This window comes from Brevundimonas sp. M20 (genome assembly GCF_006547065.1).
Lineage (GTDB): Bacteria > Pseudomonadota > Alphaproteobacteria > Caulobacterales > Caulobacteraceae > Brevundimonas.
The window spans coordinates 2,281,928-2,306,708 of sequence record NZ_CP041243.1 but is presented as its reverse complement, the minus strand read 5'-3'; the positions used below and the strand labels follow the sequence as shown (position 1 = coordinate 2,306,708).

General features: G+C 67.3%; 33 protein-coding genes and 1 tRNA gene. 14 read left to right on the top strand and 20 right to left on the bottom strand.

Annotated features, from left to right (window positions below; translation table 11 throughout):
• Positions 1–19 precede the first annotated feature (19 nt).
• Positions 20–892, top strand: coding sequence for a MotE family protein (locus FKQ52_RS11370; RefSeq protein ID WP_141627283.1), 873 nt, complete (start codon positions 20–22; stop codon positions 890–892).
• 63 nt (positions 893–955) lie between these two features.
• On the opposite strand, the gene FKQ52_RS11365 is transcribed toward FKQ52_RS11370, so the two are convergent.
• From FKQ52_RS11365 to folE, 3 genes are all read right to left on the bottom strand, one after another.
• Positions 956–1,396 carry a biopolymer transporter ExbD gene (locus FKQ52_RS11365; RefSeq protein WP_141627282.1) on the bottom strand — a complete coding sequence of 147 codons (441 nt, stop codon included), beginning with the start codon at positions 1,394–1,396 and terminating at the stop codon, positions 956–958.
• 149 nt (positions 1,397–1,545) lie between these two features.
• Positions 1,546–1,980 (bottom strand): biopolymer transporter ExbD, encoded by a 435-nt coding sequence (locus FKQ52_RS11360; RefSeq protein ID WP_141627281.1) that lies wholly within the window; start codon positions 1,978–1,980, stop codon positions 1,546–1,548.
• A 163-nt stretch (positions 1,981–2,143) separates the two neighbouring features.
• A complete protein-coding gene (gene folE / locus FKQ52_RS11355; RefSeq protein WP_141627280.1) occupies positions 2,144–2,752 on the bottom strand; it encodes a GTP cyclohydrolase I FolE in 609 nt (202 codons plus the stop codon).
• Positions 2,753–2,914: 162 nt separating this feature from the next.
• Between folE and cysS the strand changes: the two genes are divergently transcribed.
• A complete protein-coding gene (gene cysS, locus FKQ52_RS11350) occupies positions 2,915–4,324 on the top strand; it encodes a cysteine--tRNA ligase (protein ID WP_141627279.1) in 1,410 nt (469 codons plus the stop codon).
• Positions 4,325–4,539: 215 nt separating this feature from the next.
• On the opposite strand, the gene FKQ52_RS11345 is transcribed toward cysS, so the two are convergent.
• Genes FKQ52_RS11345 through FKQ52_RS11335 form a run of 3 tightly spaced genes read right to left on the bottom strand, consistent with a single transcriptional unit; the run spans position 4,540 to position 7,051 of the window.
• On the bottom strand, positions 4,540–4,752 hold the full coding sequence (locus FKQ52_RS11345; RefSeq protein WP_141627278.1) for a hypothetical protein: 213 nt from the start codon (positions 4,750–4,752) through the stop codon (positions 4,540–4,542).
• Positions 4,753–4,763: 11 nt separating this feature from the next.
• Positions 4,764–5,210, bottom strand: a complete 447-nt coding sequence (locus FKQ52_RS11340; RefSeq protein ID WP_141627277.1) for a hypothetical protein — start codon at positions 5,208–5,210, stop codon at positions 4,764–4,766.
• A 38-nt stretch (positions 5,211–5,248) separates the two neighbouring features.
• Positions 5,249–7,051: a tetratricopeptide repeat protein gene (locus FKQ52_RS11335; protein WP_141627276.1), complete on the bottom strand. Its 1,803-nt coding sequence runs from the start codon at positions 7,049–7,051 to the stop codon at positions 5,249–5,251.
• A 161-nt stretch (positions 7,052–7,212) separates the two neighbouring features.
• On the opposite strand from FKQ52_RS11335, the gene flbT reads away from it, so the two are divergent.
• The 3 genes from flbT to FKQ52_RS11320 all read left to right on the top strand — a co-directional run bounded on the left by flbT (position 7,213) and on the right by FKQ52_RS11320 (position 9,130).
• Positions 7,213–7,635 (top strand): flagellar biosynthesis repressor FlbT, encoded by a 423-nt coding sequence (gene flbT / locus FKQ52_RS11330; RefSeq protein WP_141628336.1) that lies wholly within the window; start codon positions 7,213–7,215, stop codon positions 7,633–7,635.
• Positions 7,595–7,960, top strand: coding sequence for a flagellar biosynthesis regulator FlaF (gene flaF / locus FKQ52_RS11325; protein WP_141627275.1), 366 nt, complete (start codon positions 7,595–7,597; stop codon positions 7,958–7,960). The genes flbT and flaF overlap by 41 nt, the downstream gene beginning before the upstream one ends.
• A gap of 342 nt (positions 7,961–8,302) precedes the next feature.
• Positions 8,303–9,130: a flagellin gene (locus tag FKQ52_RS11320; RefSeq protein WP_141627274.1), complete on the top strand. Its 828-nt coding sequence runs from the start codon at positions 8,303–8,305 to the stop codon at positions 9,128–9,130.
• Positions 9,131–9,203: 73 nt separating this feature from the next.
• Here FKQ52_RS11320 and FKQ52_RS11315 read toward each other — a convergent pair whose 3' ends face one another.
• Together FKQ52_RS11315 and FKQ52_RS11310 are read right to left on the bottom strand one after the other, a co-directional pair.
• The gene (locus tag FKQ52_RS11315; protein WP_141627273.1) at positions 9,204–9,884 is read right to left on the bottom strand and encodes an exopolysaccharide biosynthesis protein; all 681 of its coding nucleotides are present in this window, start codon (positions 9,882–9,884) and stop codon (positions 9,204–9,206) included.
• Between the two features lie 102 nt (positions 9,885–9,986).
• Positions 9,987–10,181, bottom strand: coding sequence for a DUF3008 family protein (locus FKQ52_RS11310; RefSeq protein WP_141627272.1), 195 nt, complete (start codon positions 10,179–10,181; stop codon positions 9,987–9,989).
• A 127-nt stretch (positions 10,182–10,308) separates the two neighbouring features.
• Here FKQ52_RS11310 and FKQ52_RS11305 point away from each other — a divergent pair, with 127 nt between their 5' ends.
• On the top strand, positions 10,309–10,794 hold the full coding sequence (locus tag FKQ52_RS11305) for a DUF3617 family protein (protein ID WP_141627271.1): 486 nt from the start codon (positions 10,309–10,311) through the stop codon (positions 10,792–10,794).
• A 62-nt stretch (positions 10,795–10,856) separates the two neighbouring features.
• Here the strand turns inward: FKQ52_RS11305 and FKQ52_RS11300 are convergent, their stop codons facing one another.
• From FKQ52_RS11300 to FKQ52_RS11270, 8 genes are all read right to left on the bottom strand, one after another.
• On the bottom strand, positions 10,857–11,441 hold the full coding sequence (locus tag FKQ52_RS11300; protein WP_141627270.1) for a hypothetical protein: 585 nt from the start codon (positions 11,439–11,441) through the stop codon (positions 10,857–10,859).
• 22 nt (positions 11,442–11,463) lie between these two features.
• A complete protein-coding gene (locus FKQ52_RS11295) occupies positions 11,464–11,670 on the bottom strand; it encodes a hypothetical protein (protein WP_141627269.1) in 207 nt (68 codons plus the stop codon).
• 38 nt (positions 11,671–11,708) lie between these two features.
• Positions 11,709–12,869, bottom strand: a complete 1,161-nt coding sequence (locus tag FKQ52_RS11290; RefSeq protein ID WP_141627268.1) for an isovaleryl-CoA dehydrogenase — start codon at positions 12,867–12,869, stop codon at positions 11,709–11,711.
• An 83-nt stretch (positions 12,870–12,952) separates the two neighbouring features.
• Complete coding sequence (locus FKQ52_RS16475) at positions 12,953–13,126, bottom strand: hypothetical protein (RefSeq protein ID WP_168196843.1); 174 nt, start codon at positions 13,124–13,126, stop codon at positions 12,953–12,955.
• Positions 13,127–13,256: 130 nt separating this feature from the next.
• Positions 13,257–14,744: a lysozyme gene (locus FKQ52_RS11285; RefSeq protein ID WP_168196842.1), complete on the bottom strand. Its 1,488-nt coding sequence runs from the start codon at positions 14,742–14,744 to the stop codon at positions 13,257–13,259.
• 125 nt (positions 14,745–14,869) lie between these two features.
• The gene (mgtE, locus tag FKQ52_RS11280) at positions 14,870–16,099 is read right to left on the bottom strand and encodes a magnesium transporter (RefSeq protein ID WP_370451062.1); all 1,230 of its coding nucleotides are present in this window, start codon (positions 16,097–16,099) and stop codon (positions 14,870–14,872) included.
• A gap of 304 nt (positions 16,100–16,403) precedes the next feature.
• A complete protein-coding gene (locus FKQ52_RS11275) occupies positions 16,404–16,652 on the bottom strand; it encodes a GIY-YIG nuclease family protein (RefSeq protein WP_141627265.1) in 249 nt (82 codons plus the stop codon).
• A gap of 108 nt (positions 16,653–16,760) precedes the next feature.
• Positions 16,761–16,845: transfer RNA gene (locus FKQ52_RS11270), tRNA-Leu, on the bottom strand.
• Between the two features lie 113 nt (positions 16,846–16,958).
• Between FKQ52_RS11270 and FKQ52_RS11265 the strand changes: the two genes are divergently transcribed.
• Both FKQ52_RS11265 and FKQ52_RS11260 read left to right on the top strand, forming a co-directional pair.
• Positions 16,959–17,921 (top strand): hypothetical protein, encoded by a 963-nt coding sequence (locus tag FKQ52_RS11265; RefSeq protein ID WP_141627264.1) that lies wholly within the window; start codon positions 16,959–16,961, stop codon positions 17,919–17,921.
• A 13-nt stretch (positions 17,922–17,934) separates the two neighbouring features.
• A complete protein-coding gene (locus FKQ52_RS11260) occupies positions 17,935–18,489 on the top strand; it encodes a fasciclin domain-containing protein (RefSeq protein WP_141627263.1) in 555 nt (184 codons plus the stop codon).
• Positions 18,490–18,509: 20 nt separating this feature from the next.
• On the opposite strand, the gene FKQ52_RS16900 is transcribed toward FKQ52_RS11260, so the two are convergent.
• The 3 genes from FKQ52_RS16900 to FKQ52_RS11250 all read right to left on the bottom strand — a co-directional run bounded on the left by FKQ52_RS16900 (position 18,510) and on the right by FKQ52_RS11250 (position 19,255).
• Positions 18,510–18,686 carry a four helix bundle protein gene (locus tag FKQ52_RS16900; RefSeq protein WP_370450948.1) on the bottom strand — a complete coding sequence of 59 codons (177 nt, stop codon included), beginning with the start codon at positions 18,684–18,686 and terminating at the stop codon, positions 18,510–18,512.
• A gap of 31 nt (positions 18,687–18,717) precedes the next feature.
• A complete protein-coding gene (locus tag FKQ52_RS16535) occupies positions 18,718–18,825 on the bottom strand; it encodes a four helix bundle protein (RefSeq protein ID WP_205750744.1) in 108 nt (35 codons plus the stop codon).
• Between the two features lie 133 nt (positions 18,826–18,958).
• Positions 18,959–19,255 carry a FliM/FliN family flagellar motor switch protein gene (locus FKQ52_RS11250; RefSeq protein ID WP_141627262.1) on the bottom strand — a complete coding sequence of 99 codons (297 nt, stop codon included), beginning with the start codon at positions 19,253–19,255 and terminating at the stop codon, positions 18,959–18,961.
• Positions 19,256–19,285: 30 nt separating this feature from the next.
• On the opposite strand from FKQ52_RS11250, the gene lipB reads away from it, so the two are divergent.
• The 3 genes from lipB to FKQ52_RS11235 all read left to right on the top strand — a co-directional run bounded on the left by lipB (position 19,286) and on the right by FKQ52_RS11235 (position 22,096).
• Positions 19,286–20,002 carry a lipoyl(octanoyl) transferase LipB gene (lipB, locus tag FKQ52_RS11245; RefSeq protein WP_141627261.1) on the top strand — a complete coding sequence of 239 codons (717 nt, stop codon included), beginning with the start codon at positions 19,286–19,288 and terminating at the stop codon, positions 20,000–20,002.
• A 61-nt stretch (positions 20,003–20,063) separates the two neighbouring features.
• A complete protein-coding gene (locus FKQ52_RS11240) occupies positions 20,064–21,062 on the top strand; it encodes an AraC family transcriptional regulator (protein ID WP_141627260.1) in 999 nt (332 codons plus the stop codon).
• Positions 21,059–22,096 carry an aldehyde reductase gene (locus FKQ52_RS11235; RefSeq protein WP_141627259.1) on the top strand — a complete coding sequence of 346 codons (1,038 nt, stop codon included), beginning with the start codon at positions 21,059–21,061 and terminating at the stop codon, positions 22,094–22,096. Before FKQ52_RS11240 ends, FKQ52_RS11235 begins: the two co-directional genes overlap by 4 nt.
• Positions 22,097–22,102: 6 nt before the next feature.
• Here FKQ52_RS11235 and FKQ52_RS11230 read toward each other — a convergent pair whose 3' ends face one another.
• On the bottom strand, positions 22,103–22,657 hold the full coding sequence (locus FKQ52_RS11230) for a TetR/AcrR family transcriptional regulator (protein ID WP_141627258.1): 555 nt from the start codon (positions 22,655–22,657) through the stop codon (positions 22,103–22,105).
• A 99-nt stretch (positions 22,658–22,756) separates the two neighbouring features.
• Here FKQ52_RS11230 and FKQ52_RS11225 point away from each other — a divergent pair, with 99 nt between their 5' ends.
• From FKQ52_RS11225 to FKQ52_RS16785, 3 genes are all read left to right on the top strand, one after another.
• Positions 22,757–23,545 carry an SDR family oxidoreductase gene (locus tag FKQ52_RS11225; protein WP_141627257.1) on the top strand — a complete coding sequence of 263 codons (789 nt, stop codon included), beginning with the start codon at positions 22,757–22,759 and terminating at the stop codon, positions 23,543–23,545.
• 7 nt (positions 23,546–23,552) lie between these two features.
• Positions 23,553–24,560 (top strand): NADP-dependent oxidoreductase, encoded by a 1,008-nt coding sequence (locus tag FKQ52_RS11220; RefSeq protein WP_141627256.1) that lies wholly within the window; start codon positions 23,553–23,555, stop codon positions 24,558–24,560.
• 94 nt (positions 24,561–24,654) lie between these two features.
• Positions 24,655–24,777: a hypothetical protein gene (locus FKQ52_RS16785; RefSeq protein WP_255431399.1), complete on the top strand. Its 123-nt coding sequence runs from the start codon at positions 24,655–24,657 to the stop codon at positions 24,775–24,777.
• Positions 24,778–24,781: the final 4 nt, after the last annotated feature.

Below are 24,781 nucleotides of genomic sequence, written 5' to 3'. Positions count from 1 at the left end.
GAGGATCTGAGTACCGCCCATGGCCAGGATTCCCCGCCTTCTGCCCCTGATCGCCGTCGCCATCGGCGGCGTCGTGCTGGTGCGCGCCGTCGGCGTCGCGCCGGGCCTGTTCGAAGGCGCCAAGGCCTGGGCCGAGGAAGCCGTGCCCGCCGCCGCCGGCGCTCCGCCCAACGCGCCCGCCGCCGTCTGCGCCCTGACGCCCGAGCAACTGGCCCAGCAGGCGGGCATCTCCCCGGCCGAGCTGCGGATCATCCAGTCGCTGTCGGCCCGTCGCGCCGAGCTGGACGCCCGCGACACCGACATGGCCTCCATGCTGCCCCTGCTGACCGCCGCCGAGCAGAAGCTGGACGCCCGCGTCCAGGCCCTCGAGCAGGTCAAGCGAGAGGTCGCCGCCATGCTGGGGCAGGTGGAAGGCAAGGAAAAGGAAGAGATCGACCGTCTGGTCGCCGTCTATTCGGCCATGCGTCCGCGCGAGGCCGCCCGCGTCTTCGCCACGCTGGATGATGATGTCCGCCTGCCCGTCGCCGCCGCCATGCGCCCGCGCACCCTGGCCGCCGTCATGGCCCAGATGGAGCCGGACGCCGCCCGCTCGCTGACCGAGAAGCTGGCCCGCCGCTTCGCCGCCCAGCAGGAACTGGCCGCCCGCGCCTCGCGCGCCGCCCAGGCTGAGCCCGAACCGGCCGCCGCCGCCGCGCCGACGCCCCAGCCTGCCGCTGCCGCGCCCTCCGCCCAGCCGCCTGCGCCGCGCCCGGCCGCCCAGCGGACGCCCGCCCGTCGTCCCGCGCCGCGCCCGGCTGCCCGTCCGGCGGCCTCGCCCCCCGAACCGACCGGCGAACGCCCCTATCAGCCCGCCGCCGCGGCCCCGAACCAGCCCCGCCAGTCGGTGCAGTAGGCCGACCCGTCGAAGAGACGACAAGAGGGCCGCTCCCTTCGCGGGGAGCGGCCCTTCTGACTCCTATTCGATGTCCTCATTCAGCAGGCCGACCTTGTCGAAGCCGCTGGCCTTCAGCCCGTTCATCACCGCCATGAAGCGGTCGTAGCGGACCTCCGGCTGGGCGCGGATGAAGACGCGTTCCGCATGGCAGGCCTCGCCCTGTCCGGTAGCGGCGCAGACGTCGGCGGACAGCCGGTCCATGCTGGTCTCGCGGTCGGCCAGGAACAGTCGCCCGTCCTCCTGCACACTGACGTAGACGGGCTCCTTCGGCTTCACGCCCGCCGGCGGCGCTTCCGCCGGCGGCAGGTCCAGCTTCAGCGACACCGTCGCTACGGGCGCGGCGACCATGAAGATGATCAGCAGCACCAGCATGATGTCGACGAACGGCGTGACGTTGATGTCCGCGTTCTGCTCGACCGCGGCTCCCCCCGGTTCGCCGGGACCTGAAACTCTCGCACCCATGGCCAATCCTCCCTGTCAGCCGGCGCGGCATTGCGCCGGTAAGGCGAAGCTGGCGAGGGTCAGGCGGCGGTTTCAGGGCGGGAAGGGGGCATGAAAAAGGGCCGCCTCCCGAAGGAGACGGCCCTGATCCGTCTGAATGGGCGAAAAGCCTATTCGATGTCTTCGTTCAGCAGGCCGACCTTGAAGAAACCGTTGGCCTGCAGGGTGTTCATGACTTCCATGAACTGGTTGTAGGTCACTTCGGCCTGGGCGCGGACGAACACGCGCTCTTCGCGGCAGTTCGGGGCGGCCAGGGCGGCGCAGACGTCGTTGGTCAGGGTCTCGATCGTGGTCGGGCGTTCCGCGATGTACAGGTCGCCGCCTTCCTGGATCGAGATATAGACCGGGTCCTTCGGCGGGGTGCCCGGGGGCGGCGGAACCGCCGGCGGCAGGTCGAGGCGGATCGAAACGGTGGCCATCGGGGCCGCGACCATGAAGATGATCAGCAGCACCAGCATGATGTCGACGAACGGCGTGACGTTGATCTCGGAGTTCTGATCGATCGTGCCGGCCTTGCTGCCCGGACCGGAAAGTTTGGCGCCCATGAGTGGGTGTCTCCATCAGGCCCGGCGCGTCGTGCGGCGAGCGTCACTGAAAGCTTCGGTTCGTCTCTTGGCGTCCCGGAACCGGCTTGTAAAGCGGCTTCGACGTCACGGAGGTTCCGAAGCGTCGCATCACGCCCCGAATACGCCTGTCAGGCGAACCGATTCAGCCCTTTGCGAGCTTGAGGAACCGGTCCTTCAGCGCCGCATCGGTCTTGAAGGCCCCAGTGAAACGCGTCGTGATGGTCGAAACGTGGCGATGGTGGACGCCGCGGGTCGTCATGCACTGGTGTTCGGCGTCGATCAGAATCGCCACGCCCTGCGGGGCCAGGCTTGATTCGATGGCGTCGGCGATCTGGTTGGTCAGCACTTCCTGCGTCTGCAGGCGGCGCGAATAGATTTCGACGACACGGGCCAGCTTCGAGATGCCGACCACCTTCTCGTTCGGGATGTAGGCGACATAGGCCTTGCCCAGGAACGGGGCCATGTGGTGCTCACAGTGGCTTTCCACCTCGATGTCGCGCAGCAGGACCATGTCCTCATAGCCCTGCACGTCCTCGAAGACGCGGCCCAGCTCCTTGGCCGGATCGGCGTCATAGCCGTCGAACCACTCGCCATAGGCGTCCACCACGCGCTTGGGCGTATCGATCAGCCCGGGACGATCCGGGTTGTCGCCGGCCCACGCCAGCAGGGTCCGGACGGCCTTCAGGGCCTCTTCGCGCGACGGGCGCTGAACTTCATCGTTGTCGCTGCTCAGGACGGGGGTGACGGTCATTCTTCTCAACTCAGGCGACGAAGTAGCGCCGGAACGAAGGTCCCGGATGGACGCGCGCCGCTCTCCCTTTATAGACCGGACATGCTGTTCGCACGCGCGGCAGCACGGCTATATGGGGCGGACGGTCCGTCCCGCAAGAAAACTCAAGGCCATCGCCTCACTATGCCGCTGACAATCCACGACACCCTGCACCGCGAAAAGCGCGTGTTCACGCCGCGAGACGAGAACCGGGTGACGCTCTACGTCTGTGGCCCGACGGTCTATGACTTCGCCCACATCGGCAATGCGCGCCCGCCCGTGGTGTTCGACGTGCTGGTCCGCCTGCTGCGCCGCACCTATGGCGCGGACAAGGTGATCTACGCCCGCAACGTCACGGATGTGGACGACAAGATCAACGCCAAGGCCTTCGCGGAAGGCGTGCCGATCAGCGAGATCACCGCCCGCTACGAGGCGGCCTATCTGGAGGACATGGGGCGTCTGAACGTCTCGCCGCCGGATATCGCCCCGCACGTCACCGACCACATGGACGCCATCGTCGCCCAGATTCAGGCGATCATCGACCACGGCTGCGCCTATGCCGCCGAAGGTCACGTCCTGTTCGACGTCTCTTCGTATGAGACCTACGGCAAGCTGTCGGGTCGCAATCTGGACGACATGATCGCCGGCGCCCGCGTCGAGGTGGCCCCCTACAAGAAGAACCCGCACGACTTCGTCCTGTGGAAGCCCTCAAAAGAGAACGAGCCGTCCTGGCCCTCCCCGTGGGGCGACGGCCGTCCCGGCTGGCACATCGAGTGCTCTGCCATGATCGAGGCCAACCTGGGCCTGCCTATCGATATCCACGGCGGCGGCATCGATCTGGTCTTCCCGCACCATGAGAACGAGATCGCCCAAGGCGTCTGCGCCCACGGCCACGCCCACGGCGCGGACTCGCACGCCGAATACAGCCGCTACTGGATGCACAACGGCTTCCTGACGCTGGACGGCGAGAAGATGTCCAAGTCGCTGGGCAACATCCTGCTGCCCCATGCCCTGCTGGAGCGCCTGCCGGGCGAGGTCATCCGTTGGGCCCTGCTCTCGGCCCACTACCGCCAGCCGCTGGACTGGAACGAGGGCTTGCTGGAACAGAGCCGCAAGTCGCTGGACCGCCTCTACGGCGCCCTGCACCGCGCCGCGGCCGTCGAGGCCGGGCCTGATGACCTGCCCGCGGACTTCCTCAAGGCCATCGAGGACGACCTGAACACGCCGGGCGCCTTCGCCGCCCTGTTCGCCCTGTCCAGCGAGATCGAGCGCGGCATGACCGCCGGGGACCACGCCGCCGTCGCGGTCGCCAAGGGCCAACTTCTGGCCTGCGCCGCCGTTCTGGGGGTCCTTCAGAACGATCCGGCGGGTTGGCTGGAAGGCGACGTCTCCGACGACCTGCGCACCGAGGTCGAGGCCCTGCTGGAACAACGCGCCGCCGCCCGCACCGCCAAGGACTGGCCCGAGGCCGACCGCATCCGCGACCGCCTCAACGCGCTGAACGTGGTGGTCATGGACGGGCCCACCGGCGCGACTTGGCGGGTGAAGGGCTGACGTAAATCACCTCTCCATTCGCCTCTTCAAGCGAATGGAGAGGACAGATCGGCGCGTCAGCGTCGATCAGGAGAGGGCGGCTCCGTCAGCGCCGGAGGAATCTCAAGCACCGGTTTCGGCGGCCAATACCTGACCTCCTGCGTCGCCCCCTCCTGATCGCTGCGCGATCTGTCCTCTCCATCGCCTTGAAGCGGGCGATGGAGAGGTGATCTGGTTCAAGTAATCCGCTTCACGCTCACCGGGTCGCTGGCGGGGAAGGTCTCCTCGATCCCCTCATCCACCAGCGCCTCCTGCCGGCCCTCGGCGTCGTGCTGCTTGTCCGCAAGTTGATCCGGTTTGCCGTGCAGAGGTTTGGCGCGCTTGGCGTGCGGGGTGTTGGTATCGCAGTCTTCCTGCGTCGGGGTCGGATGTCCGGATTGAGCCGTCATCGTCTCTCTCCTCAGTCTTTGGGGTGATCGTCTTCGCCGTCCGGGCCATAGCCCAGCTCGGTGATGTCATCGTCTGACAGGCGCTTGGCCTCCCAGTGGGCGGCGCTGGCCTGCGCGCCTCGCGCGTTCCGCATCAGGCCGGAATAGACCAGCTCCACCTCGTCGGCGCCGCTCTGGCCGCCACTCTCTCCGTCGATCTCGGTCAGCCGCTCGCCGTCCACGCCCAGCAGGGCGTCAGCCTCGGCCTCGATGCCGGAGGCGCCGAGGCTGTCCTCGACCTCATCCAGATCGTCCTCGTCGAACGGCGCGTCGTCGGAGTCGCCGTCCGCCTGCGTGACGTCCAGCACCGGGTCCGCCTCGTCCAGCAGGAAATCGCCGTCGCCGTCGTCATCCAGATGGGTCTCGTCAAAGATTTCTGACTGTTCCTGGTCGTCCCTGTAGTCGTCGAGTTCGGGCATGTTCGCCTCCCTGTTTCTCAGGGAGACAACGGCCCCGTTCAGGCGGCGTTCCACCCGTCCGCGACGACCCGATCCAGCGCCGCCCGCATCCGGTCGATCACCTCCGGCCAGCCGTTGACGGCCTTGCGCACGAAGATTTTCGTCTCGGGATAGAAGACGTAGTGGTCGGTGGTCATCAGGTGCCAGTCGTCCGGCGCGGCCACCATCCATGTCCGCGCGCCCGTGGCGGCGGCGATATTGGTTCCCGCGATGCCCGGCCCCAGCACCACGTCGCAGGCCAGCGACAGGGCCGCCACATCCTCCAGATCGTCCTTCAGATTGATCGGCGGCGTCCAGATATAGACCCCCGCCGCCTCGGCGGCTTCGAGGTCGGCGGACACGTCGCCGCACTGCAGATTGACCATCACACAGCCCGGCGCCCGCAGGATCGGCTCCCACAGCTGGAAACCGGCGGCGAAGAAGGCGGCCCGCGCCCCGGTCATCACCAGACTCTTCCAGTGCAGCCCGACCTTCAGCCCCTCGGGCAGCTTGGCCAGTTCGCCCTTCCAGTATTCGACCTTCCCGGGGGAGGGGACGATGTAGGGGCGCGGTCCGGGGAAGCTGTCCAGCGTCCGGCGATACACGGCCATCAGGCTGGCGATCGGAACCCAGTAATCCAGCTTGCCCTCGGCCTCGGCGATCTCTTCGGCGAAGGGGACATAGCGGGTCAGGCGGCCTTCCAGCCGCACCGCCTTGTGTCCGCCCACCACCGCTTGCGGGAAGGCGCGCTGGAACAGGCCGACCATCCGCTGCTCGACCGCCAGATAGACCTGACCGTCCGGCCCGACCGCGTCGATCAGGTCCTGCACGCAGTTGGAGAAGACCAGTTCGTCCGCGATGCCCTGCTCGCCGACGATCAGGATGCGCTTGCCCTTCGGGTCCTGCGTCTTCGGTTCCCAGCGCGGGGCGTCCACGGCCACCTGCATCGCATCGGGCAGGTTCGGGTCCAGACGCACCTCATAGGCCTCGAACGCCTCGGGGATGCGGGCCTCGCCCATCATCATCAGGGCGCGGGCCATGTTCATCATGGCGACCTCATAGCCGGTCTCGGCGCCCGGCATGGCGGCTTCCATATCCTCGATGGCGCCCTTCACATCGCCCAGCGGGCGGCGGACGTTGGCCCGGTTGTAGCGCGCCTTGGCGAAGGCCGGGTCCAGCCGCAGGGCCTCCTCGAAGAAGGTCAGGGCCTCGTCCAGCCGCCCCTCGTCGTTCAGCACCGTGCCCAGCGTGTTCCACAGCACCGCGTTGTCGCTTTCGATCTGCAGCATGGGCCGCAGCAGTTCGACCGCATCGGAATACCGGTTCTGGTCGCGCAGCACGCAGGCCAGGTTGTTGATCGCCTCGACATGCCCCGGATTGGCCGTCAGGAATTTCACCAGCAGCTTTTCGGAGATGTCCAGATAGCCCAGACGCTGCGCCAGTCGGCCCAGATCGTGGGCGATGTCGATCTCGTCGGGCAGCAGCTTCAGCGCCGCCTCATAGGCGTGGATCGCCGGGCCGAACTGGTTCAGCTTCTCCTGACAGATGGCCAGCACATGCCAGCCGACGCCCAGGGTCTCGTCCTGCTCCAGCGCCGCCAGCGCCTTCTGGGTGGCCTTGTCGAAGTCGCCCATGCGAATCGCCGCCACTGACAGCTTCAGCAGTTCGACCGCCTTGCGCTGGGCCTTGATCGATTTGGCTCCGGCCAGCGACCGCGACAGCTTGCGGATCGCGTCGGGGGAGGCGGCGTCCCCGGCCAGTCCCTGCGCGCCCGGAGCCGGGGCGTGGGCGGCGGTGTCGTCGATCATCTGGGCGGCGGACATGGGCGGACTCGGGCGATGGACTGCGATTCAGGGAACGCGGTGCGATTTAGGGGATATGACGCCCTCGCCTCACAAGAGATGGTTAACCACGTCTGTTTAGCCTGCGTTGGTTCCCGGCTTTCTAGAACCGTATGCCGGGCCCGAGGGGAAAGACGCCCAATATGCCGTTGAAGCTGTCGCTCAAACCGGGCGAGAAATTTGTTCTGAACGGGGCTGTCGTCCAGAACGGCGACCGTCGCGGCGTGCTGATCCTTCAGAACAAGGCCAGCGTCCTGCGCGAGAAGGACATCATGCAGCAGGCGGAGGCCGACACCCCCGCCAAGCGCATCTATTTCCCCGTCATGATGATGTACCTGGACGAGGCTTCGGCCCCCAAGGTCTATGACGAATTCGCGCTGCGCCTGACCGAGTTCATGGGCGCCTCGCGCAACCCGGACGTCCTGTCCGAGTGCGTCGCGGCCTCGCGTCACGTGATGGCCCGCGAATACTACAAAGCCCTGATGTCGGCCCGCAAACTGGTGGATTACGAGGAAGGTCTGGCGAATGTCGCTTCAGGCGTACAAAACCGCGGCGACGCGGGCTGAGACCCCGCGCGAGGCGGAGTATCGGCTGTTCGGGCAGGTGACCCGGGCGCTGATGCAGGCCTCGACCGCTGACCCGTCGGATATCAAGACCCGGATCGAGGCGCTCGACTGGAACCGCCGCCTGTGGTCGGCGCTCGCCACCGACTGCTCGGACCCCAACAACGCCATGGCCATGCCGCTGCGGGCGCAGATCATCTCGATCAGCCTGTTCGTCGGCCGTCACTCGTCCGAGATCATGCGCGGGGACAACGATTTCGAGACCCTGATCGAGATCAACAAATCCATCATGCAAGGCCTCGCCGGCCCCGGCCAGCAGGCGGCGTAACCCGCAATTCTCCCTCCCCGTCCCGGGGAGGGTGGCTAAGCCGCAGGCGAAGCCGGGTGGGGAGGGCTAAGGCAAGGCAGCCGCGCTCTCTTCGCCGGGCCGCCCCCACCCTGTCGTCGCTTCGCGCCGACATCCCTTCCCCGGGACGGGGAGGGAGAAGGTCCGCATAAAGTCCTTCTGACGCCCGGCCAATTCTGCCCACCGGCAGCCCCTGCGCCCCCGTCCTTCCATTCAAATCAACGGTTTAGCGCGGCGCGATCCTTGCGAGGGCGTGCGCGAACCAGAACCGGTTCTAGGGCCAGAAGGCCCTTCACAACCGACCAGAATGGAAGGAACTACCCGATGGTTATGTCGGTCAACACCAACGTGGGCGCTCAAGTGGCGCTCCAGAACCTGAACGCGACCAACGCCCAGCTGGCGACGACGCAGAGCCGCATCAACACCGGCCTGAAGATTTCGTCGGCGAAGGACAACGGGGCCATCTGGGCTATCGCCCAGGGCCAACGTGCCGATATCGGGGCGCTGAACGCGGTGAAACAGTCACTCGACCGCGGCGTCGCCGCGACCGATGTGGCCATGGCGGCGGGCGAGACGGTCTCCGACCTCTTGCTGCAGATGAAGGAGAAAGCTCTCGCGGCGACTGACAAGTCGCTCAAGACCGCGGCCCGCGCCGCCCTGAACGAGGACTTCAAGGCCCTTCGTGACCAGATCGCCTCTGTGACCAACAACGCCACCTTCAACGGGGTCAACCTGCTGAAGACCGCTGCGGACGGTTTCACGGCTCTGGCCAACGCCGAGGGCACCGCGACCCTGACGGTCCCGGCTGAAGTCATGGCTCTGGGTAGCACCACGGTTACGGTCGCGGCGACGCAATCGATCGAAACGCTGACCAAGTCGCAAGCGGCCCTCACGGCCGTGAACGCCTCCATCGACAACGTCTCGGGCGCCCTGGCGCGTCTGGGCACCAAGTCGAAGGCGCTGACCACCCACCTGACGTTCGTCGGCAAGCTGTCGGACGCGCTGGAATCGGGGGTCGGTAATCTGGTCGACGCCGATCTGGCGAAGGAAAGCGCCAAGCTCCAGGCCCTGCAGACGAAGCAGCAGCTGGGGGTGCAGGCCCTGTCCATCGCCAACCAGACGCCGCAGCTGGTCCTGTCGCTGTTCCAGTAATCACACCAGGTTCTCGCAGGCGCCGGAGAGGTTCACCTCTCCGGCGTCTCGCGTTTCAGCCCGGGATCCGATGTCAGGAGAACAGGCCGGTGACCGCGTGCCAGAGCTCCGCCGGCCAGCTCAGCAGCCAGTGCCAGACCGGCAGCAGGTAGGGGGCCACCCATTCCCAGGCCAGCCAGACCACCACGCCGCCCATCGCGACCAGCGCCACCGCCGCCCAGCCGACCAGCACCGCCAGCCCGTCGCGCTGCAACAGGCCGAAACCGAACATCGACATGATGAAGGACGGCACGAAATTTCCGCCCGGAATCGGCAGCATCAGCACCGCGGCGATCAGCACGATGGCCACGCCGATCAGGATTTCCGACAGCTCGTTGGTCATCACCTCCAGCCGCGGCCGGGCCAGCCGCTCGACCTTGCGCAGCGGGCTCAGCACCTTGGCGACGGCCTCGCGGTAGGTGGCCCGCTCAATGGACCGGGCCAACAGCCATCTCGGCATCCACAGCTGGTCCCGGCGGGTCACCAGCTGAACGCCGATCAGCAGCATCGGCGCGCCCAGCACCGTCGTCGTCCCCGGCACCGCGCCGAACACCATGTTCAGCAGGCCGAAGAACAGCAGGGTCGCGCCGAATCCGCGCTCCCCGAACGCATTGATCAGTTCGCCGATGTAGAGCTTGGGATCGTTCTTCGCCCCGATGTCCTCGATCACCTGTGAGAACGGGCGTGTGTCGGCCTGATAATCGTAGTCGGGCATCGGCTGACGGGCGTTTCCGGGGGCGAAAGCGGCTGGAAGAACTGATCTAGGCGCGGCTATGCCGTTACGCCACTTAAGAAACGTCCATGCGACACCGCAGGTTCAGGAACGGCCCTGCGGCGCATGCTCCTTCTTCCCCTTGCGCGGGGTGTGAGCCAGGTCCTCCAGCTCCTTTTCGGTCATCGATTCGACCATGGATTTCGACGCGCCTTTCAGCTTCGATTTCGGGATGTCGCCGCGTTTGGCGCTCAGGGCGGCGCCGGCGGCCTTCTGCTGTGCGGAGGACTTGGCGGGCATCGGACACCTCCGTCAAAAAGGCCAAAGCTGTGGGAAGGCGGCTGGTTCCTCGCCTGTTGCGGGAACGCACCGTGACTTTCGTCATTGGACCTGTGCCGGCGACAGGACCGGTGGAGGGAACGACGACATGCGGACCATGATCTCGGGCGCGCTCGCGCTCGGCCTGGCGGCCTGCGGCCAAGGCGGCGAGGCCAAGACGGAAGCGACTGCGGACAGCGCGGCTCCTTCGGCGGCGGAGATGATGAACGGTCCCAGGCCCGGGCTCTGGAGAGTGACCACTGAAATGTCCGGCATGCCCGGCGGCGCCCCGGCCATGGCGCCGGTCGAGACCTGCATCCAGAGCGCCACCTTCGAGGCGCCCGGTGGAAACCGGACCCCCGGCGCAAATTGCACCACCCAGCCCTTCACCCGTGACGGTGACGCCATGGTCTCCAGCTCCACCTGCACCATGCAGGGCATGAAGGCTGACAGCACCATCCGCGTGACCGGCGACTTCAACAGCCGCTACGTCATGACGGTGAACACGAAGATGGACCCGGCCCCGGCCCCCAACATGGCCGAAACCACCGTCACCATGACCGGCGAACGCCTCGGCGACTGTCCGGCCACCTGATCGGCGCCTTATGCAAAAGGAAAGGCCCGCTCCGGCCAGCGCCGGGGCGGGCCTTTCCAGAATCAGGCCAGACGAACCCGCAACCACTCCGTGGCGATGTGCCGACGCTCCACAAACGTCAGTTCACCGGCTTCCCGCAGGGAGGCTGCGGCGAGGTCAGGCAGTTCTGCTTCGAACTGGGTGTGCATGGTCCATATCGTCTGCGCACCGGGGAGTTGGTCGCCCTGACGGGAGTGGTGGGCGAGCCAGCTTCGGGTTTCGCGGCTTGCCCGTTCCGGCTCGCAATTGTGAGCACGGATATCCTGTCCCGCGATGTCCGACAGCGCGCGCTGGTACCGGAAAGGCTCCCGGTCGAAAATCGTGCAGGCCTTCTGACCTATCCATTTCAGCCCGAAGCGATCCGCCCCGAGGAAGATGCCCAGTTCAAACGGCATGTTGAACCTCGGCAAGCCCTCATCCAGCTCCATGAAGGAGATGTCGTGGATGCCCAGATGGCAGTCGCGGATCAGCGCGATGATCTTGTCTAGGCGAGCCTGCCCCGCATTGTCGAACTCGCGCGCACACCGGGGTGTGAAGCCGCAGGCCAGTGTCGCGAAGATGATTGCATCGAAGACGTCGCGACGATCGTCGGAGAACGGCGCGTTCACAAAGACGGATTTTCGGTAGCCGTTAGGCGCCCGGCTCACGAGCGCCCTTTGCAAACCGGCCAGAGGCCAAGGCGGCGCTCAGCTTCTCATCGTCAATTCTGCGAGGCGTAGCGAACTTGACGACCTTGAAGCCCCTGCCGGTCGTCGTCTGCCCGATCGGCGCGGTAAAGCGGCCCGTCGCGGCGCTACGCTTCACCCACCCCGAATAATGTCCGGCGGACTTGCTCATGGTCTTAAGGTAGCACTGAACGGCAGTTTTGAAAGGCCTTACCCCAGCAGCTCACGCCCGATCAGGAACCGCCGGATCTCGTTCGTCCCGGCGCCGATGTCGTACAGCTTGGCGTCGCGGACCAGCCTTTCGACCGGCCACTCCTTGGTGTAGCCGGCGCCGCCCAGGGCCTGCACGGCCTCCAGCGACACCTTCACCGCGTTTTCAGACGCCAGCAGGATCGCGCCCGCCGCGTCGTAACGGGTGGTCTTGCCCTGATCGCAGGCGCGGGCGACGGCATAGACGTAGGCGCGGGCGCTGTTCAGGGCCACATACATATCGGCGACCTTGGCCTGCATCAGCTGGAAGCTGCCGATGGCCTTGCCGAACTGCTTGCGGTCGCGGACGTAGGGCAGGACCACGTCCAGCGCGGCCTGCATGATGCCCAGCGGACCGCCCGACAGCACGGCGCGCTCATAGTCCAGGCCGCTCATCAGCACCGCCGCGCCGCGCCCTTCGCCGCCCATGACGTTCTCTTCCGGAACTTCGCAGTCCTCGAACACCAGCTCGGCGGTGTCCGACCCGCGCATGCCCATCTTGTCCAGCTTCTTGGAGACGCTGAAACCCTTCATTCCCTTCTCGATCAGGAAGGCGGTGACGCCGCCGTTCCCCTCGCCCGTGCGGGCATAGACCACCAGGGTGTCGGCGGTGGGCGAGTTGGTGATCCAGAATTTCGTGCCGTTCAGGACGTAGCGGTCGCCCTTCTTTTCGGCGCGGGTGCGCATCGACATCACGTCCGAGCCCGATCCGGCCTCCGACATGGCCAGCGACCCCAGATGCTCGCCCGAGATCAGCTTGGGCAGATACTTCGCCTTCTGCTCGGCGGTGCCCCAGCGACGGATCTGATTGACGCACAGGTTGGAGTGGGCGCCGTAGCTCAGGCCGATCGAGGCCGAGGCGCGCGACACCTCCTCCATCGCCACGACGTGTTCGAGGTAGCCCATGCCCAGGCCGCCGTACTCTTCCTCGACGGTGATCCCGTGCAGGCCCAGCTCGCCCATCTCGGGCCACAGGTCGCGGGCGAATTCGTTCTTCTCGTCGATCTCGGCGGCGCGCGGCGCCAGCCGGTCGGCGGCCCAGCGGGCGGTGGTGTCGCGGATGGCGTCAGCGTTCTCGCCGAGGCCGAATTCCATGGATTGGGGCGCGAAGGGAATGCTCATGCACGGCGAGGTAGCCCATTCCTTTCCGGAGCGAAAGCGACGGGAAGGGACGCTATGACGATGCAGGCGTAGGCGCCTTGGTTCTAAGGGAGGTCCCAGGCGCCCAACTCTGCGATCTGGTCAGAGATCGCGTTGCACTTATCAGCGATCACTTCTTTGTCGGCATCAGGGGCAGCGGCTGCAATGGCGTCGCCAAGCTCCTTGAAAGCGGCTTTGGCACGGGCGGCGAGTTCGATGATTTGTTCGTCACGGGTCATGACCCTCTAAGGTCTAACGCCGTTCCTTGTTCCAGCGGCAGTCGCCAAAAAATAGCTTGGGGTGAGCTTGCCCCGATAACGATGAACGCCATCGGTCAAGCTCACCTTACGAGGTGAGTTGAACTCCGTCTCAGCCCTCGTCGTCGGCCCGCTTCCCGGCCTTGCGGTACAGGTTCCAGGCCGAGACGCCCACGCAGATCACGCCGATCAGGGCCAGAACCCAGGCGATCACCGAGAAGTCGTCCAGCGGCGAGCGGTCGGACATGGCCTTGCGGAAGGCCGCCGCCGAGGCGGCGCACGAGAACAGACCCAGCCCGCCCATGATCATGTAGGGGCCGGTCTCGATCCAGTCGAAGCGGCGCGGTGCGGCGGGCTCCACCTCGTGACGCAGCACCGCCAGCGGCGGTTCGTCCTCGAACAGCACCGTTTCTTCGGTCCCGGTCGCCGGTTCGCGCTGTTCGGCGCCCCAGACGGGACGGTCGACCTCGACGAAGTCCGCCTCGACCGCCGGGGTCAGCTCCAGCGGGGGAAAGGGCGAGGCCGTCGGGGCCTGTCCGAAGACCGGCAGTTCGACGGGCGCTTCTGCTCGTGCAGCGGCGACGATCAGCGGCTCGACCGGCGCGGCCGCCGGGGCCTCGACGGCTTCGGCCACCGGCTCCGGCGCCGGCTCAGGCTGGGCGGCCTCGCCCGGCGCCTCGGCGATGACGGGCGCTTCCGCTTCGGCGACCGGCTCAGGTTCCGCGACCGGCTCGGGCTCGACCTCCGGTTCGGCGACCGGCCCCAGCGTCGGGAACCCCGGCAGAGGCCCGACCGCCAGGGTCGAATAAGGCGAATACCGCTGGAAGAAGGCGGCGTTCGGCGCCTCGCTCACATCGGCCCGCTTTTGCGGCGCCCAGACGGACGGCAGCGGCAGCGGCCTGGGCGTGGCGACGGCTTCGGGGCCCGGCTCGGGCTCCACAGGCTCGGGCGTAACTTCGACTTCCGGTTCCGGCGCGGGACTTTCGACGGGCGCTTCAGGCTCCGCCTCCGGCGCATGCGGCTCGCCCAGCAGCGAGGCCACGGCGGCGGCGCGGCTCAGCGGCGCGGGGTCGTTCGCCGTTTCGGCGACAGGTCCACCGACCGGCTCCGGTTCGACAGTCTCGACGGCCTCCGGCGTAACCATCACCGGCGGCGGGGGCAGGGGCGCGGCCAGCAGGTCGGACAGCAGCACCGGCGCGGCCGGATCGGCCACGAACAGCGCCCGCTCCGCCGCCCGGCGACGCAGGGCCGCATCCGCCGTCACCGTCTCCGGCCAGCCGATCAGGGCGTCGGCGGCCTCGCCCGTCTGTCCCGCATTGACGCGCTTCAGCACGTCCGAGCCCAGGAAGCGGTCCACGCCCACCGACACGGCGAAACTGGCCAGGGCGTCGAACTGGTGCTGGTTCAGCGGGGCTTGGACCTGTTCGTTCAGGGCCTTGGCCACCGGGATCAGGTCGTATTGCAGCAGCAGTTCCGCATCCGCCTCGCCTACCGTCAGCCCCTCGCGGGCCGAGGCGGTGTGGCCATAACCGATCACCCAGCGTCCGTCCTCGCGCCGCACGGCGCGCGGCCGGAAGCTCTCGAAGCTCTTGATGAGCACGATCCCCGCACGGGAGACCTTCAGACGGGGCCTGTTCGTATCAACCACAGGGATGTGTTCCAGATCGGGACGGACGCTTTCGCTTACGGAGAGACCCCGCAAGACCCACGCCGCTCACGGTTTCGTCAGAGCAGGACGAGGGTCGCGAGGCCGAGGAAGATCAGGAAACCAAAGAAATCCGTCGTGGCCGTGACGAACACCGCCGAGGACACCGCCGGGTCGAACTTGAACTTCGACAGCGTCAGCGGCGTCAGCACCCCGATGGTCGCCGCCACCAGCAGGTTGAGCACCATGGCCGCCGCGATCACCAGACCGATGCGCCAGTCCTCGTCCCGGAACCAGAATCCCGCCGCGACCCCGATCAGCGGGGCCAGCACCAGACCGTTGGCGACGCCGACCGCCAGTTCGCGCAGGAAGGTCCGCATGGCGTTGGCCGAGTTCAGTTCGCGTGTCGCCAGCGCGCGCACGGTCACGGTCAGGGCCTGCGTCCCCGCATTGCCGCCGATGGCCGACACGATGGGCATGAGAACGGCCAGCGCGACGATCTGTTGGATGGTGCCCTCGAACAGACCGATGACGCTGGCCCCCAGGGCAGCCGTCGCCAGATTGATCGCCAGCCAGGGCACGCGACCGCGCACGATCTCCGACACGGACGAGCCCCGGTCCTCGTCGGACACGCCGGCCAGACGCAGGATGTCCTCGCGGTTCTCTTCCTGAATGATGTTGACGATGTCATCGACGGTGATCTGCCCGACCAGACGCCCCGCCGCGTCGATGACCGGGGCCGAGATCAGGTGATATTTCTCGAAGATGTAGGCGACCTCTTCCTGGTCCTGGTCGACGGCGATCTCGTTCACCGGCTCCATGATGTCCAGCAGGGTCGTCGCGCGGGGGCTGCGCAGGAGCTGGCTGACCGCCACCCCGCCGATGGGGCGGTTCACCGGGTCGACCACATAGATGTCGAAGAAAAGCTCGGGCAGTTCCTCGCCCTGCTTGCGGATGTGGTCGATGGTGTCGCCGACGTTCCAGAACTGCGGCGCGGCCATCACCTCGCGCTGCATCAGACGTCCGGCGGAGTCCTCCGCATAGCCCAGCGAGCTTTCGATCGCCGCGCGATCGACCTCGGGCATGGCGGCCAGCACCTTCTCGCGCTGATCATCCTCCAGATCCTCCACGACCGCCGCGGCGTCGTCCGAATCCAGTTCCTGCAGCGCCTCGGCCAGCGTCCCGTGCGGCACGCGCTCCAGCACCTCCTCGCGGATGCTGTCGTCCAGCTCGGGCAGGGTTTCGGCCAGCAGCTCCGGCGGCAGCCACAGCACCACCACGCCGCGATGCTGCTCCGTCAGGAAGCCCATCAGGTCGGCCACGTCGGCGGGGTGCAGGTCTTCCAGCAGCGCGCGCAGCTTCAGCCCGTCGCCGTCATCGGCGGCGTCGACCACCTTCTCCACGAAGCCGGGCGTCAGGACGTAGTCCTCGTCCAGCGCGATGTGTTCGATGTCTTCGTCTTGGGGCGAATGGGGGGCCGGTGCGGTATTGCTCACGCTGCGGCCTCCCTCAGTGTTTCAAACCAGCCTTAGCCGATGATTCGCCTTGAATAAGTCAGGCGCGGCCATGCGCGCCCGGGGTGTCTGGTTTCTGTCCACCATGGGCCCGCCACGGTCAAGATGACCAAAGCCGTTTACGCGCGAAAGCGTGCCCCGAGCCCGACTTCAGATACAGTTCGAACGCCTCTGCCTGACGGCGACTCGAGAAGGCAATGTAGGTGACGATCCGCCAAGGAGCGTACTTCGCGGTATGTATGGATTTCCCGCTGTTATGCTCCAGCAGGCGAGCTTTCAGATCGGAAGTCACGCCGACATAGCGTCTGGCCGGATCGGCGTGACTTTCGAGCAGATAGACGTAGTGCACGGCGACCTCGGTAAGGGCAGCCCTGCTACGCCAAGGCTTCGCAGGGCATCCTGCTTCGCCTCACTCCAATGTCCAGTCCTGCGAAGCCCCGCAAGGGGCGAAGCAGGATGGTGCGGTCGAGAAGACTCGAACTTCCACGGGTTGCCCCACAGCGACCTCAACGCTGCGCGTCTACCAATTCCGCCACGACCGCTCGCATCGGAGGGCGGCTGATAGCGGAGGTCGCGGGGAAAGGGAAGGGGGCGCCGGAACTGGTGTTCAAAGAAGACGTTTTTGACACCCGCGGGGCGCTGTTGAGGATCGAACATGTCCAGACTTATTCCGCTGGCGCTCGCGCTGGCCATGACCGCAGCGCCGGCGGCGATGGCGCAGGATCACGGTCGCGGCCACGGCCCTGAAAAGGGCGCTCCGCGTGGCGGCCCCGCACAGGACAGGGGACCGGACCGGGCGCAGCCGCGTGGACCTGAACAGGCCCGGGGCGGCGAGCGTGCTCCCCAGGCGCGGCCCGAACAGCGCGCGGATCGCGGCCCCGACCGTGAGGGTCGCGAGGACCGCCCGAATCCGGGGCGTCCCGACCGGCCTGTCCGCGTCGCGCCTGTCCCCGCGCCCATCCCGGTTCTGGAACGCGACCGGGATCGCGACCGCGACCGAATCGTCCGTGACCTCGTTCGCTTCGAGCCCCGGCGCGAGCGTGTCGTCATCAACGGCTGCCCGCCCGGACTGGCGCGCAAGGACAACGGCTGCCTGCCGCCCGGGCAGGCGCGGCGCATCGAAGCCGAGCGCCGCGCCCGCTATGACCATGTCTGGGATCGCTGGGCGCGGAATGGCGAGCGCTACCGCTATGACGACGGCTATCTGTACCGGGTGAACACCTCGGGCGGACTGCTGGGCTGGCTGCCGGTTCTCGGCGGGGCCCTGTCGACCGGCTCGATCTGGCCGACGCAATACAGCTACCAGCCCGCCCCGACCTATTTCACCGACTATTACCGCCTGCCGGACCGGTACGATTACCGCTACGCCGACGGCGTCATCTACGGTGTGGACCGCCAGAACAACGGCATCAGCCAGATCGCGGCCCTGCTGACCGGCCAGCAATGGACCGTCGGCCAGCCCATGCCCTCGGGCTACGACATCTACAACGTCCCCTATGACTACCGCGCCCGGTACGCCGACACGCCGGACCGCTGGTATCGCTACAACGACGGCTATGTGTACCAGGTCGATCCGACCACCCGGCTGGTCCAGGCCGTGATCCAGTTGCTGGCCTGACGGAGCCCGACCGATGCGCAAGATTCTGATCGGGGCGGCCGCGGTCGCCCTCACGCTCAACCTCGGTCTGGCCGCCTGCGGGGAGACGCCGGAGACGCCCGAGGCCGCCGGCGCGCCGCGGCCCTCGACCAGCACCCTCGCGGCCAGCCTGAAGGACAGCGGTGATCTCGGCATGCTGGACGGCGTGGTGCAGGCTTCTGGCCTGCGAACCGCTCTGGAAGGCGTCGGCCCCTACACCATCTTCGCCCCCACCGACTCGGCCTTCACCGCCGCCGGCGGCGCGCCGGGCGAGGATCAGCCGGCCCAGGGCGCCAAGCTGCTTCAGGCCCACATCGTGCCCGGCGCCGTCACCCGCACCGATATCAACGCCGCCCTTGATCGCGCCACCAACGGCCGGGTCGAGATGCGCACCATGGATGACGGCGTCCTGACCTTCACCCGCGAGGGCCAGACCCTGCGCGTCACCGCCCCCGACGGCGCCGCCGCCACCCTCACCGGCACCGAAAGCGCCGCCTCCAACGGCGTCATCCAGCCGGTGGACGCGGTGCTGGTGAAGGCGGCTGGGTAGAGAAAATTAGCGCGTAGGAATTAGGGCGTAGGGTCAGCGCTGCGTCGACTGTTCAGCGCTTTGATCAGGCCTCGCAGCATTTTACCAAGTTCATCCAGATCACGCAGAATCGGTTCGATCGTCCGGGACTCTGTCACGGTCACGCGAGCAGCAAGCAGCAGATGGGTTTCAAGTTCCTTCAGCGAGCCTTGTGACACACGGAGGAACTGGATGAAGCTCGGGCGGCTGTCACGACCGTAGCCCCTCGGCGATATTGGCGGCGATCGATACGGCGGCTCGGCGGCTCTGGGAGGTCAGGCCGAACAGTTCTTCGCGTGGATAGGCGCGGGTTTTCATAGGTGGCCGCTGCGACATCCATCGCTTTTTGCCAAACCAGCAGGTCTTTGTAGCTACGAACTCCGGACACCCGAAACTCCGCCAAAAACTCCCTACGCCCTAATTCCTACGCCCTAATTTCTGAGTGCTGCCCTCAAGCCGCCCCGGCCATGAAGTCATACACGTCCGCCGCCCGCGTCACGGTGATCGCGATCCGGTCATCCCGGATCTCGATCTCGCCACGCGCCACCGGATGGTTGTTGGCCAGAATCCAGACCTCGTCGTGCTCCGACGCATCCAGCGGGATCACCGCTCCCCGGCCCATTTTCAGCAGCTGGCTCATGGGCAGCACGGAGCGCCCCAGGACGACCGAAATCTCGACATCGACGGATTCGATCTGGCTCACGGGGGACTCTGATACTGAAGGTGATACGGCGGAGTGGTCTTGCATGGGGCTCCTGATCCCCACATTGGGGGCATCATGCTTTCCCAGTCCTTAAGCGAAACCATATCAAAGCTGGCGCGCGTCGACGGCCGCCCCGTCGAATGGGCGGTCTCAAGGGGCTATGTCGACTATCCCGCCGCCGTCGAGGCCATGGAGGCCCGCGCCGCCGCCATCGCCGCCGGTGAGGCGCCCGAACTGGTCTGGCTGCTGGAGCATCCGCCTCTCTACACGGCGGGCGTCTCGTCAAAGGACGAGGACCTGCTCGACGTCGGGCGCTTCCCGGTCCACCGCAGCGGACGGGGCGGCCAGTTCACCTATCACGGCCCCGGCCAGCGCGTGGCCTATGTGATGCTGGACCTGAACCAGCGCGGCAAGGACATCCGCGCCTTCGTCCGCGGCCTCGAACAATGGATCATCGGCGCCCTCAATGAGTTCAACGTCCCCGCCGACGTGCGCGAGGGCCGCGTCGGCGTCTGGGTCGAGCGCAAGGGACCGGGCTGGAGCCGCGAGGACAAGATCGCCGCCATCGGCGTCAAGGTCCGCAAATGGGTCAGCTTCCACGGCATCAGCCTGAACGTCGAACCCGACCTGACCCACTTCGGCGGCATCGTCCCCTGCGGCATCCAGGACCACGGCGTCACCAGCCTCGTCGACCTCGGCGTCCCCGCCACCATGGACGAGGCCGACGACGCCCTGAAAACCAGCTTCCGCCGGGTGTTCGGGGATGTGACGGAAGGGGCGGCGCCGGTCTGAGGCCCGCGATTTGGCGTGATCGGATTTGTCGACGACCCTTGGCCGCCGGTATTTTCGATCCATGCGGACCCCCGGGACCTTCACCCTGTCGCCACGCGCCCTTGAGGCGTTTGATCTGAACCGCCTGTGCGAGCGCGCGGGCGTACCGGCGTCGAACGCCTGGGACACCAGCGACTTCTTCGCCCTCTGGACCGCCGCCGGGCAGGAGATCGAGGATCGTGCGGCGGGGCTGCGGTTCGGCGCCGGCGGGATCGACGGGGGTTATGGCGTGGCCGCCATCGTCGCGCTGCATGCGCCGGACTTCGGCACCGCCCTGTCCAGCCTGTCCCGGTACAAGAGCCTGACCTGCCCAGAACTGGTCGAGATAGAAAGCTTCGGAACAGAGGTGGTGGTCCGCTACCGCTGGCTTCAGGCGACCGGCGCCCCGCCGCGTCTGCTCGTGGACACCGTCCTCGCTTCGCTGGCGGCGCTCGCCGGGCGTGGAAGCGGCGGGCGTGTCGCGCCGGTCCGGGTGGAGCTGTCACGCCGTCCGGCGGACCGCGCCCTGCTCGAGCGCCACTTCGGCTGCCCGGTCGTGTTCGGCGCGACATGGGATGCGATGGTCTTTGACCGTGACGCCCTCACAGTTCCCTTCGTCACCGCTGACAGCGGCGCCTTCGGCCACGTCCTTGAACAGCTCGAGGCCCGGCTGGGGCGAGGGGAGGGCTTTTCCACCTTCATCGGTCTGGTGCGCGTGGCGATCGCCCGCCAGCTCAGCGAGGGGCGCCCGGCGACCGTGCAGGCGGTATCCGGTCGTCTCGGGACCAGCATTCGGACGCTTCAGCGTCGGCTGACCCGGGACCGAACCTCTTTCCAGATCCAGCTCGGCGGGGTCCGGCGCACGACGGCCGGCCGTCTGCTGGCGGATACCGATCTCGATACGACCGCCATCTCCATGTTGCTCGGCTTCGAGGAGCCGAACTCCTTCGCCCGCGCCTTTCGCGGCTGGGAACAGACCAGCCCCTCGCGGTGGCGCGAACAACGCACCGCCCCCGCCGTCACCGGAGAGCTTCAGCCATGACCCGCAAACACGTCCTCGTCACTGGCGGCTCCGGCTTCATCGCCGGACACTGCATCCTGCAATTGATCGAACAGGGCCATCGGGTCCGGGCGACGCTCCGCTCGCTTGATCGCGAAGGCGACGTGCGCGCTGTCCTGCATGACGCCGGACTTCAGGATGACACGGCTCTGGGGTTCGTCGCCGCCGATCTGATGCGGGACGACGGCTGGGCGGGGGCCATGAGCGGCATCGACGTCGTCCTGCACGTCGCCTCGCCGGTTCAGCCGGGCCATGTCGAGGATGAGAACCAGCTGATCGCGCCCGCCGTGGACGGCACGCTCCGGGTCTTGCGGACCGCGCGGGACGCGGGCGTCGGCCGTGTAGTGCTGACATCGGCCTTCCACGCCGTCAGCTGGGGCTACCGGCGCGACGGCCGGGTCTTCAACGACGATGACTGGACCATCCTCGACGGCCCCGGTGTCGACGCCTACGGCAAGAGCAAGACACTGGCCGAACGCGCCGCGTGGGATTTCATCGCCTCCGAAGGCGGGACGCTGGAACTGACCAGCCTGCTGCCCGTCGCCGTCATGGGACCGGTGATGGGCCGGGACATCTCCGGCTCGAACCACATCATCCAGCGCCTTTTGACGGGCGCCGTGCCGGGCCTGCCGAACCTGTACATCCCCATCGTGGACGTTCGCGACGTTGCGGCGGCACATGTCTCCGCGATGACGGCGCCGCAGGCCGCCGGTCAGCGCTTCCTGATCTCCAACGGGGTTCCGTTGTCGATGAAGCAGATCGCCGACACCCTTCGTGAGGCTCTGGGCGCGTCCGCCGAACGCGTGCCGACCCGCACCATCCCCGATCTGGTCCTGCGTCTGAGCGCGGTCTTCAACCGGCAGGTGCGGCCCTATGTGGCCGACCTCGGCTATGTGAAAAAAACCACCAACGACAAGGCCCGGCGTCTCCTCGGCTGGACCCCGCGTCCCCCGCGCGAGGCGATCATCGCCGCCGGGGACAGCATGGTCCGCAAGGGGCTGATCCCCGACGGGTGAGATCGTTCAGCCGGCTGTCTTCGCCCTGAGACTGGCCCGGGTCGCGGTCAGGATTTCATCCGACAGGGCTTCGTCATCGACCGCGCGCGACAGGATCACCGCGCCGACCATCGCGGCCCAGGCGCCGATCGCCGCCTGCCGGTCCGCCTCGTCGGGCGTCGCGGAGAGCGCCCGGCTGAAGCGGTTTATCTGGGCCCGCACGCCCTGTGACATCGCCGCCCGCCCGTCCGGCGACTGACGGGGCGCATCGGCGGCGAGGGCGGCCGTCGGACAGCCTCCGGCCCGATCATCCCGATGTCCCGGCGACAGATAGGCGTCGATATACGCCTCCAGACCGTCCCCGCGACGGGTCAGGGTCTCCGTCGTCAGATGCGAGACCGTCTGCGCGATCAGGTCGTCCTTCGAGGCGAAATGGCCGTAGAAGCCGCCGTGGGTCAGCCCGGCGGCCTTCATCACTTCCGCCACGCTGACGGCGTCAAAGCCCTTCTCCCGGAACTTCTCACCGGCCGCGTCCAGAATACGCCTCCGGTTGGCCTGCATCTGCTCCCGGCTGACCTTCATCGCCTCATCTCCATCGTTGGGATTGACGGATACATGATGATGATCATATTTGGCAACAATCATGATGATTGTCATGATTGGAAAACAGGAGCTGACCCCATGTCTGACCGTCCCGCCGTCCTGATCACCGGCGCCTCCAGCGGCATCGGCGCGACCTACGCCGACCGGTTCGCCCGCCGGGGCCATGATCTGGTGCTGGTCGCTCGCGACAAGGCGCGGATGGAAGCGCTCGCCGATCGCCTGCGCGCCGAAACCGGGGCGGCCATCGACGTGCTTCAGGCGGACCTGACCCGGCCGGACGATCTTCAGGCCGTCGCGGCCCGCCTGCGAGATGATGAGCGGATCGGCGTGCTGGTGAACAATGCCGGGGCCAGTCTGGGCGGCGGCTTCACCCGTCAGGCTACGGATGACGTCCTCAAACTGGTCAGCCTGAATGTCTCCGCCGTCGCCGCTCTGGCCGGCGCGGTCGCGCCCCGCTTCGCCCGCGCCGGGGCGGGGGCCATCATCAACATCGGCTCGGTCGTCGGTCTCGCGCCGGAGATGGGCCTGTCGGTCTATGGCGCGACCAAGGCCTTCGTCCTGTACCTGTCACAGGGGCTGGCCCAGGAACTGGGGCCCCGGGGCGTCTATGTGCAGGCCGTGCTTCCGGCCGCGACCCGCACCGAAATCTGGGACCGCTCCGGCGCCGATCCGGACAAGCTGCCGCCCCTGATGGAGGTCGGTGATCTGGTGGACGCCGCTCTCGCCGGTTTCGACAGTCGGGAGGCGATCACCATTCCGCCCCTGCACGACGGCGCCCTGTGGGACGCCTTCCAGGGCGCCCGTCAGGCGATGTTGCCCAGCTTCGGCAACACAGTCCCGGCCGACCGCTATCGCAAGACGAGCTGAGGCCGCCATGAAAGCCTGGAGTCTGGACCGCTACGAAAAGGGCGGCGCCTTCCGTTTCGGCGACTGGCCCGAGCCCGTGCCGGGCGATGCGGATGTCGTGATCGAGATCGGCGCCGCTGGGCTCAATCAGCTCGATTCCAAAATCCGGGACGGCGCCTTCAAGCCGCTCCTGCCCTACCGTCCGCCGGTGGTGCTCGGGCACGATGTGGCGGGCAGGGTCACGGCGGTCGGCCCGGCTGTTCAGCGCTTCAAGGTCGGCGACGTCGTCTACGCTCGCCCGCGCGACGGCCGCATCGGCGGCTTTGCCCAGCGGATCGCCGTGGATCAGGCGGATGTCGCCCGCGCCCCCGCCAACCTGTCCGTCGCCGAGGCCGCCTCGATCCCGCTGGTCGGCCTGACCGTCTGGCAGGCTCTGGTCGAGGTGGGGCAGTTGAAGCCGGGCCAGAAAGTGTTCATCCAGGCCGGGTCCGGCGGTGTCGGGACCTTGGCGATCCAGTTGGCCAAGCATCTCGGCGCAACCGTGGCGACCACCACCAGCGCCGCCAACGCCGATCTGGTGCGCGGCCTCGGCGCCGATGTCGTCATCGACTACCACAGCCAGGATTTCGCGACCGAGCTGTCCGGCTACGATCTGGTCCTGCACAGCCTCGATCCGGCCACCCTCGAACGGTCGCTTCAGGTGCTCAAACCGGGCGGCAAGCTGATCTCCCTGTCCGGCCCGCCCGATCCGGCCTTCGGCAAGGCGGCGGGAATGAACTGGCTCATGCGCGGACTGCTGGGGCTCATGAGCCGCCGGGTCCGCCATGCTGCCGCCGCGCGGGGCGTCGACTACGCCTTCCTCTTCATGCGCGCGAACGGAGCGCAGCTCGAAAAGCTGACCGCCCTGTTCGAGGCGGGAACCCTGCGTCCGGTGATCGATCAGGTCCTGCCGTTCGAGGATCTCAACGCCGCCTTCGCCCGGCTGGATTCCGGTCGCGCCCGGGGAAAGATCGTGGTGGCCGCCCCGGAGGTCTGACGGGCGCCTGCCGCATCAACCGGGGCGGCTCGCATCCGACGGTTGGTGCGGACGGCCCGGCGCCATAACGTCCCTCATCCAAGCATCCCGGGGGGTGAGTCATGGGGTTCTGGGTGTCTGTCAGGGCCGGGTCTTCGTCCTGACCGACGAGACCTGCATGTCAGCCTGCCTCGACGCCGTCGACCTGTGGACCCGCTTCGGCGCGGTTCCCGTCTGACGCG

What these genes read in the sequence shown, in the direction of transcription:
- FKQ52_RS11345 (WP_141627278.1), bottom strand. Translation starts at nt 4,752, where the DNA reads ATGACGGCTCAATCCGGACATCCGACCCCGACGCAGGAAGACTGCGAT.
- FKQ52_RS11290 (WP_141627268.1), bottom strand. Translation starts at nt 12,869, where the DNA reads ATGAGCATTCCCTTCGCGCCCCAATCCATGGAATTCGGCCTCGGCGAG.
- FKQ52_RS11365 (WP_141627282.1), bottom strand. Translation starts at nt 1,396, where the DNA reads ATGGGTGCGAGAGTTTCAGGTCCCGGCGAACCGGGGGGAGCCGCGGTC.
- FKQ52_RS11240 (WP_141627260.1), top strand. Translation starts at nt 20,064, where the DNA reads ATGCGGACCCCCGGGACCTTCACCCTGTCGCCACGCGCCCTTGAGGCG.
- FKQ52_RS11230 (WP_141627258.1), bottom strand. Translation starts at nt 22,657, where the DNA reads ATGAAGGTCAGCCGGGAGCAGATGCAGGCCAACCGGAGGCGTATTCTG.
- folE (WP_141627280.1), bottom strand. Translation starts at nt 2,752, where the DNA reads ATGACCGTCACCCCCGTCCTGAGCAGCGACAACGATGAAGTTCAGCGC.
- flbT (WP_141628336.1), top strand. Translation starts at nt 7,213, where the DNA reads ATGCCGTTGAAGCTGTCGCTCAAACCGGGCGAGAAATTTGTTCTGAAC.
- cysS (WP_141627279.1), top strand. Translation starts at nt 2,915, where the DNA reads ATGCCGCTGACAATCCACGACACCCTGCACCGCGAAAAGCGCGTGTTC.
- FKQ52_RS11250 (WP_141627262.1), bottom strand. Translation starts at nt 19,255, where the DNA reads ATGCAAGACCACTCCGCCGTATCACCTTCAGTATCAGAGTCCCCCGTG.
- FKQ52_RS11315 (WP_141627273.1), bottom strand. Translation starts at nt 9,884, where the DNA reads ATGCCCGACTACGATTATCAGGCCGACACACGCCCGTTCTCACAGGTG.
- FKQ52_RS11335 (WP_141627276.1), bottom strand. Translation starts at nt 7,051, where the DNA reads ATGTCCGCCGCCCAGATGATCGACGACACCGCCGCCCACGCCCCGGCT.
- FKQ52_RS11220 (WP_141627256.1), top strand. Translation starts at nt 23,553, where the DNA reads ATGAAAGCCTGGAGTCTGGACCGCTACGAAAAGGGCGGCGCCTTCCGT.
- FKQ52_RS11225 (WP_141627257.1), top strand. Translation starts at nt 22,757, where the DNA reads ATGTCTGACCGTCCCGCCGTCCTGATCACCGGCGCCTCCAGCGGCATC.
- mgtE (WP_370451062.1), bottom strand. Translation starts at nt 16,099, where the DNA reads ATGGGCTTCCTGACGGAGCAGCATCGCGGCGTGGTGGTGCTGTGGCTG.
- FKQ52_RS16475 (WP_168196843.1), bottom strand. Translation starts at nt 13,126, where the DNA reads ATGACCCGTGACGAACAAATCATCGAACTCGCCGCCCGTGCCAAAGCC.
- FKQ52_RS11265 (WP_141627264.1), top strand. Translation starts at nt 16,959, where the DNA reads ATGTCCAGACTTATTCCGCTGGCGCTCGCGCTGGCCATGACCGCAGCG.
- FKQ52_RS11320 (WP_141627274.1), top strand. Translation starts at nt 8,303, where the DNA reads ATGGTTATGTCGGTCAACACCAACGTGGGCGCTCAAGTGGCGCTCCAG.
- FKQ52_RS11370 (WP_141627283.1), top strand. Translation starts at nt 20, where the DNA reads ATGGCCAGGATTCCCCGCCTTCTGCCCCTGATCGCCGTCGCCATCGGC.
- lipB (WP_141627261.1), top strand. Translation starts at nt 19,286, where the DNA reads ATGCTTTCCCAGTCCTTAAGCGAAACCATATCAAAGCTGGCGCGCGTC.
- FKQ52_RS11295 (WP_141627269.1), bottom strand. Translation starts at nt 11,670, where the DNA reads ATGAGCAAGTCCGCCGGACATTATTCGGGGTGGGTGAAGCGTAGCGCC.
- FKQ52_RS16535 (WP_205750744.1), bottom strand. Translation starts at nt 18,825, where the DNA reads ATGAAAACCCGCGCCTATCCACGCGAAGAACTGTTCGGCCTGACCTCC.
- FKQ52_RS11260 (WP_141627263.1), top strand. Translation starts at nt 17,935, where the DNA reads ATGCGCAAGATTCTGATCGGGGCGGCCGCGGTCGCCCTCACGCTCAAC.
- FKQ52_RS11360 (WP_141627281.1), bottom strand. Translation starts at nt 1,980, where the DNA reads ATGGGCGCCAAACTTTCCGGTCCGGGCAGCAAGGCCGGCACGATCGAT.
- FKQ52_RS11310 (WP_141627272.1), bottom strand. Translation starts at nt 10,181, where the DNA reads ATGCCCGCCAAGTCCTCCGCACAGCAGAAGGCCGCCGGCGCCGCCCTG.
- FKQ52_RS11305 (WP_141627271.1), top strand. Translation starts at nt 10,309, where the DNA reads ATGCGGACCATGATCTCGGGCGCGCTCGCGCTCGGCCTGGCGGCCTGC.
- flaF (WP_141627275.1), top strand. Translation starts at nt 7,595, where the DNA reads ATGTCGCTTCAGGCGTACAAAACCGCGGCGACGCGGGCTGAGACCCCG.
- FKQ52_RS11235 (WP_141627259.1), top strand. Translation starts at nt 21,059, where the DNA reads ATGACCCGCAAACACGTCCTCGTCACTGGCGGCTCCGGCTTCATCGCC.
- FKQ52_RS11340 (WP_141627277.1), bottom strand. Translation starts at nt 5,210, where the DNA reads ATGCCCGAACTCGACGACTACAGGGACGACCAGGAACAGTCAGAAATC.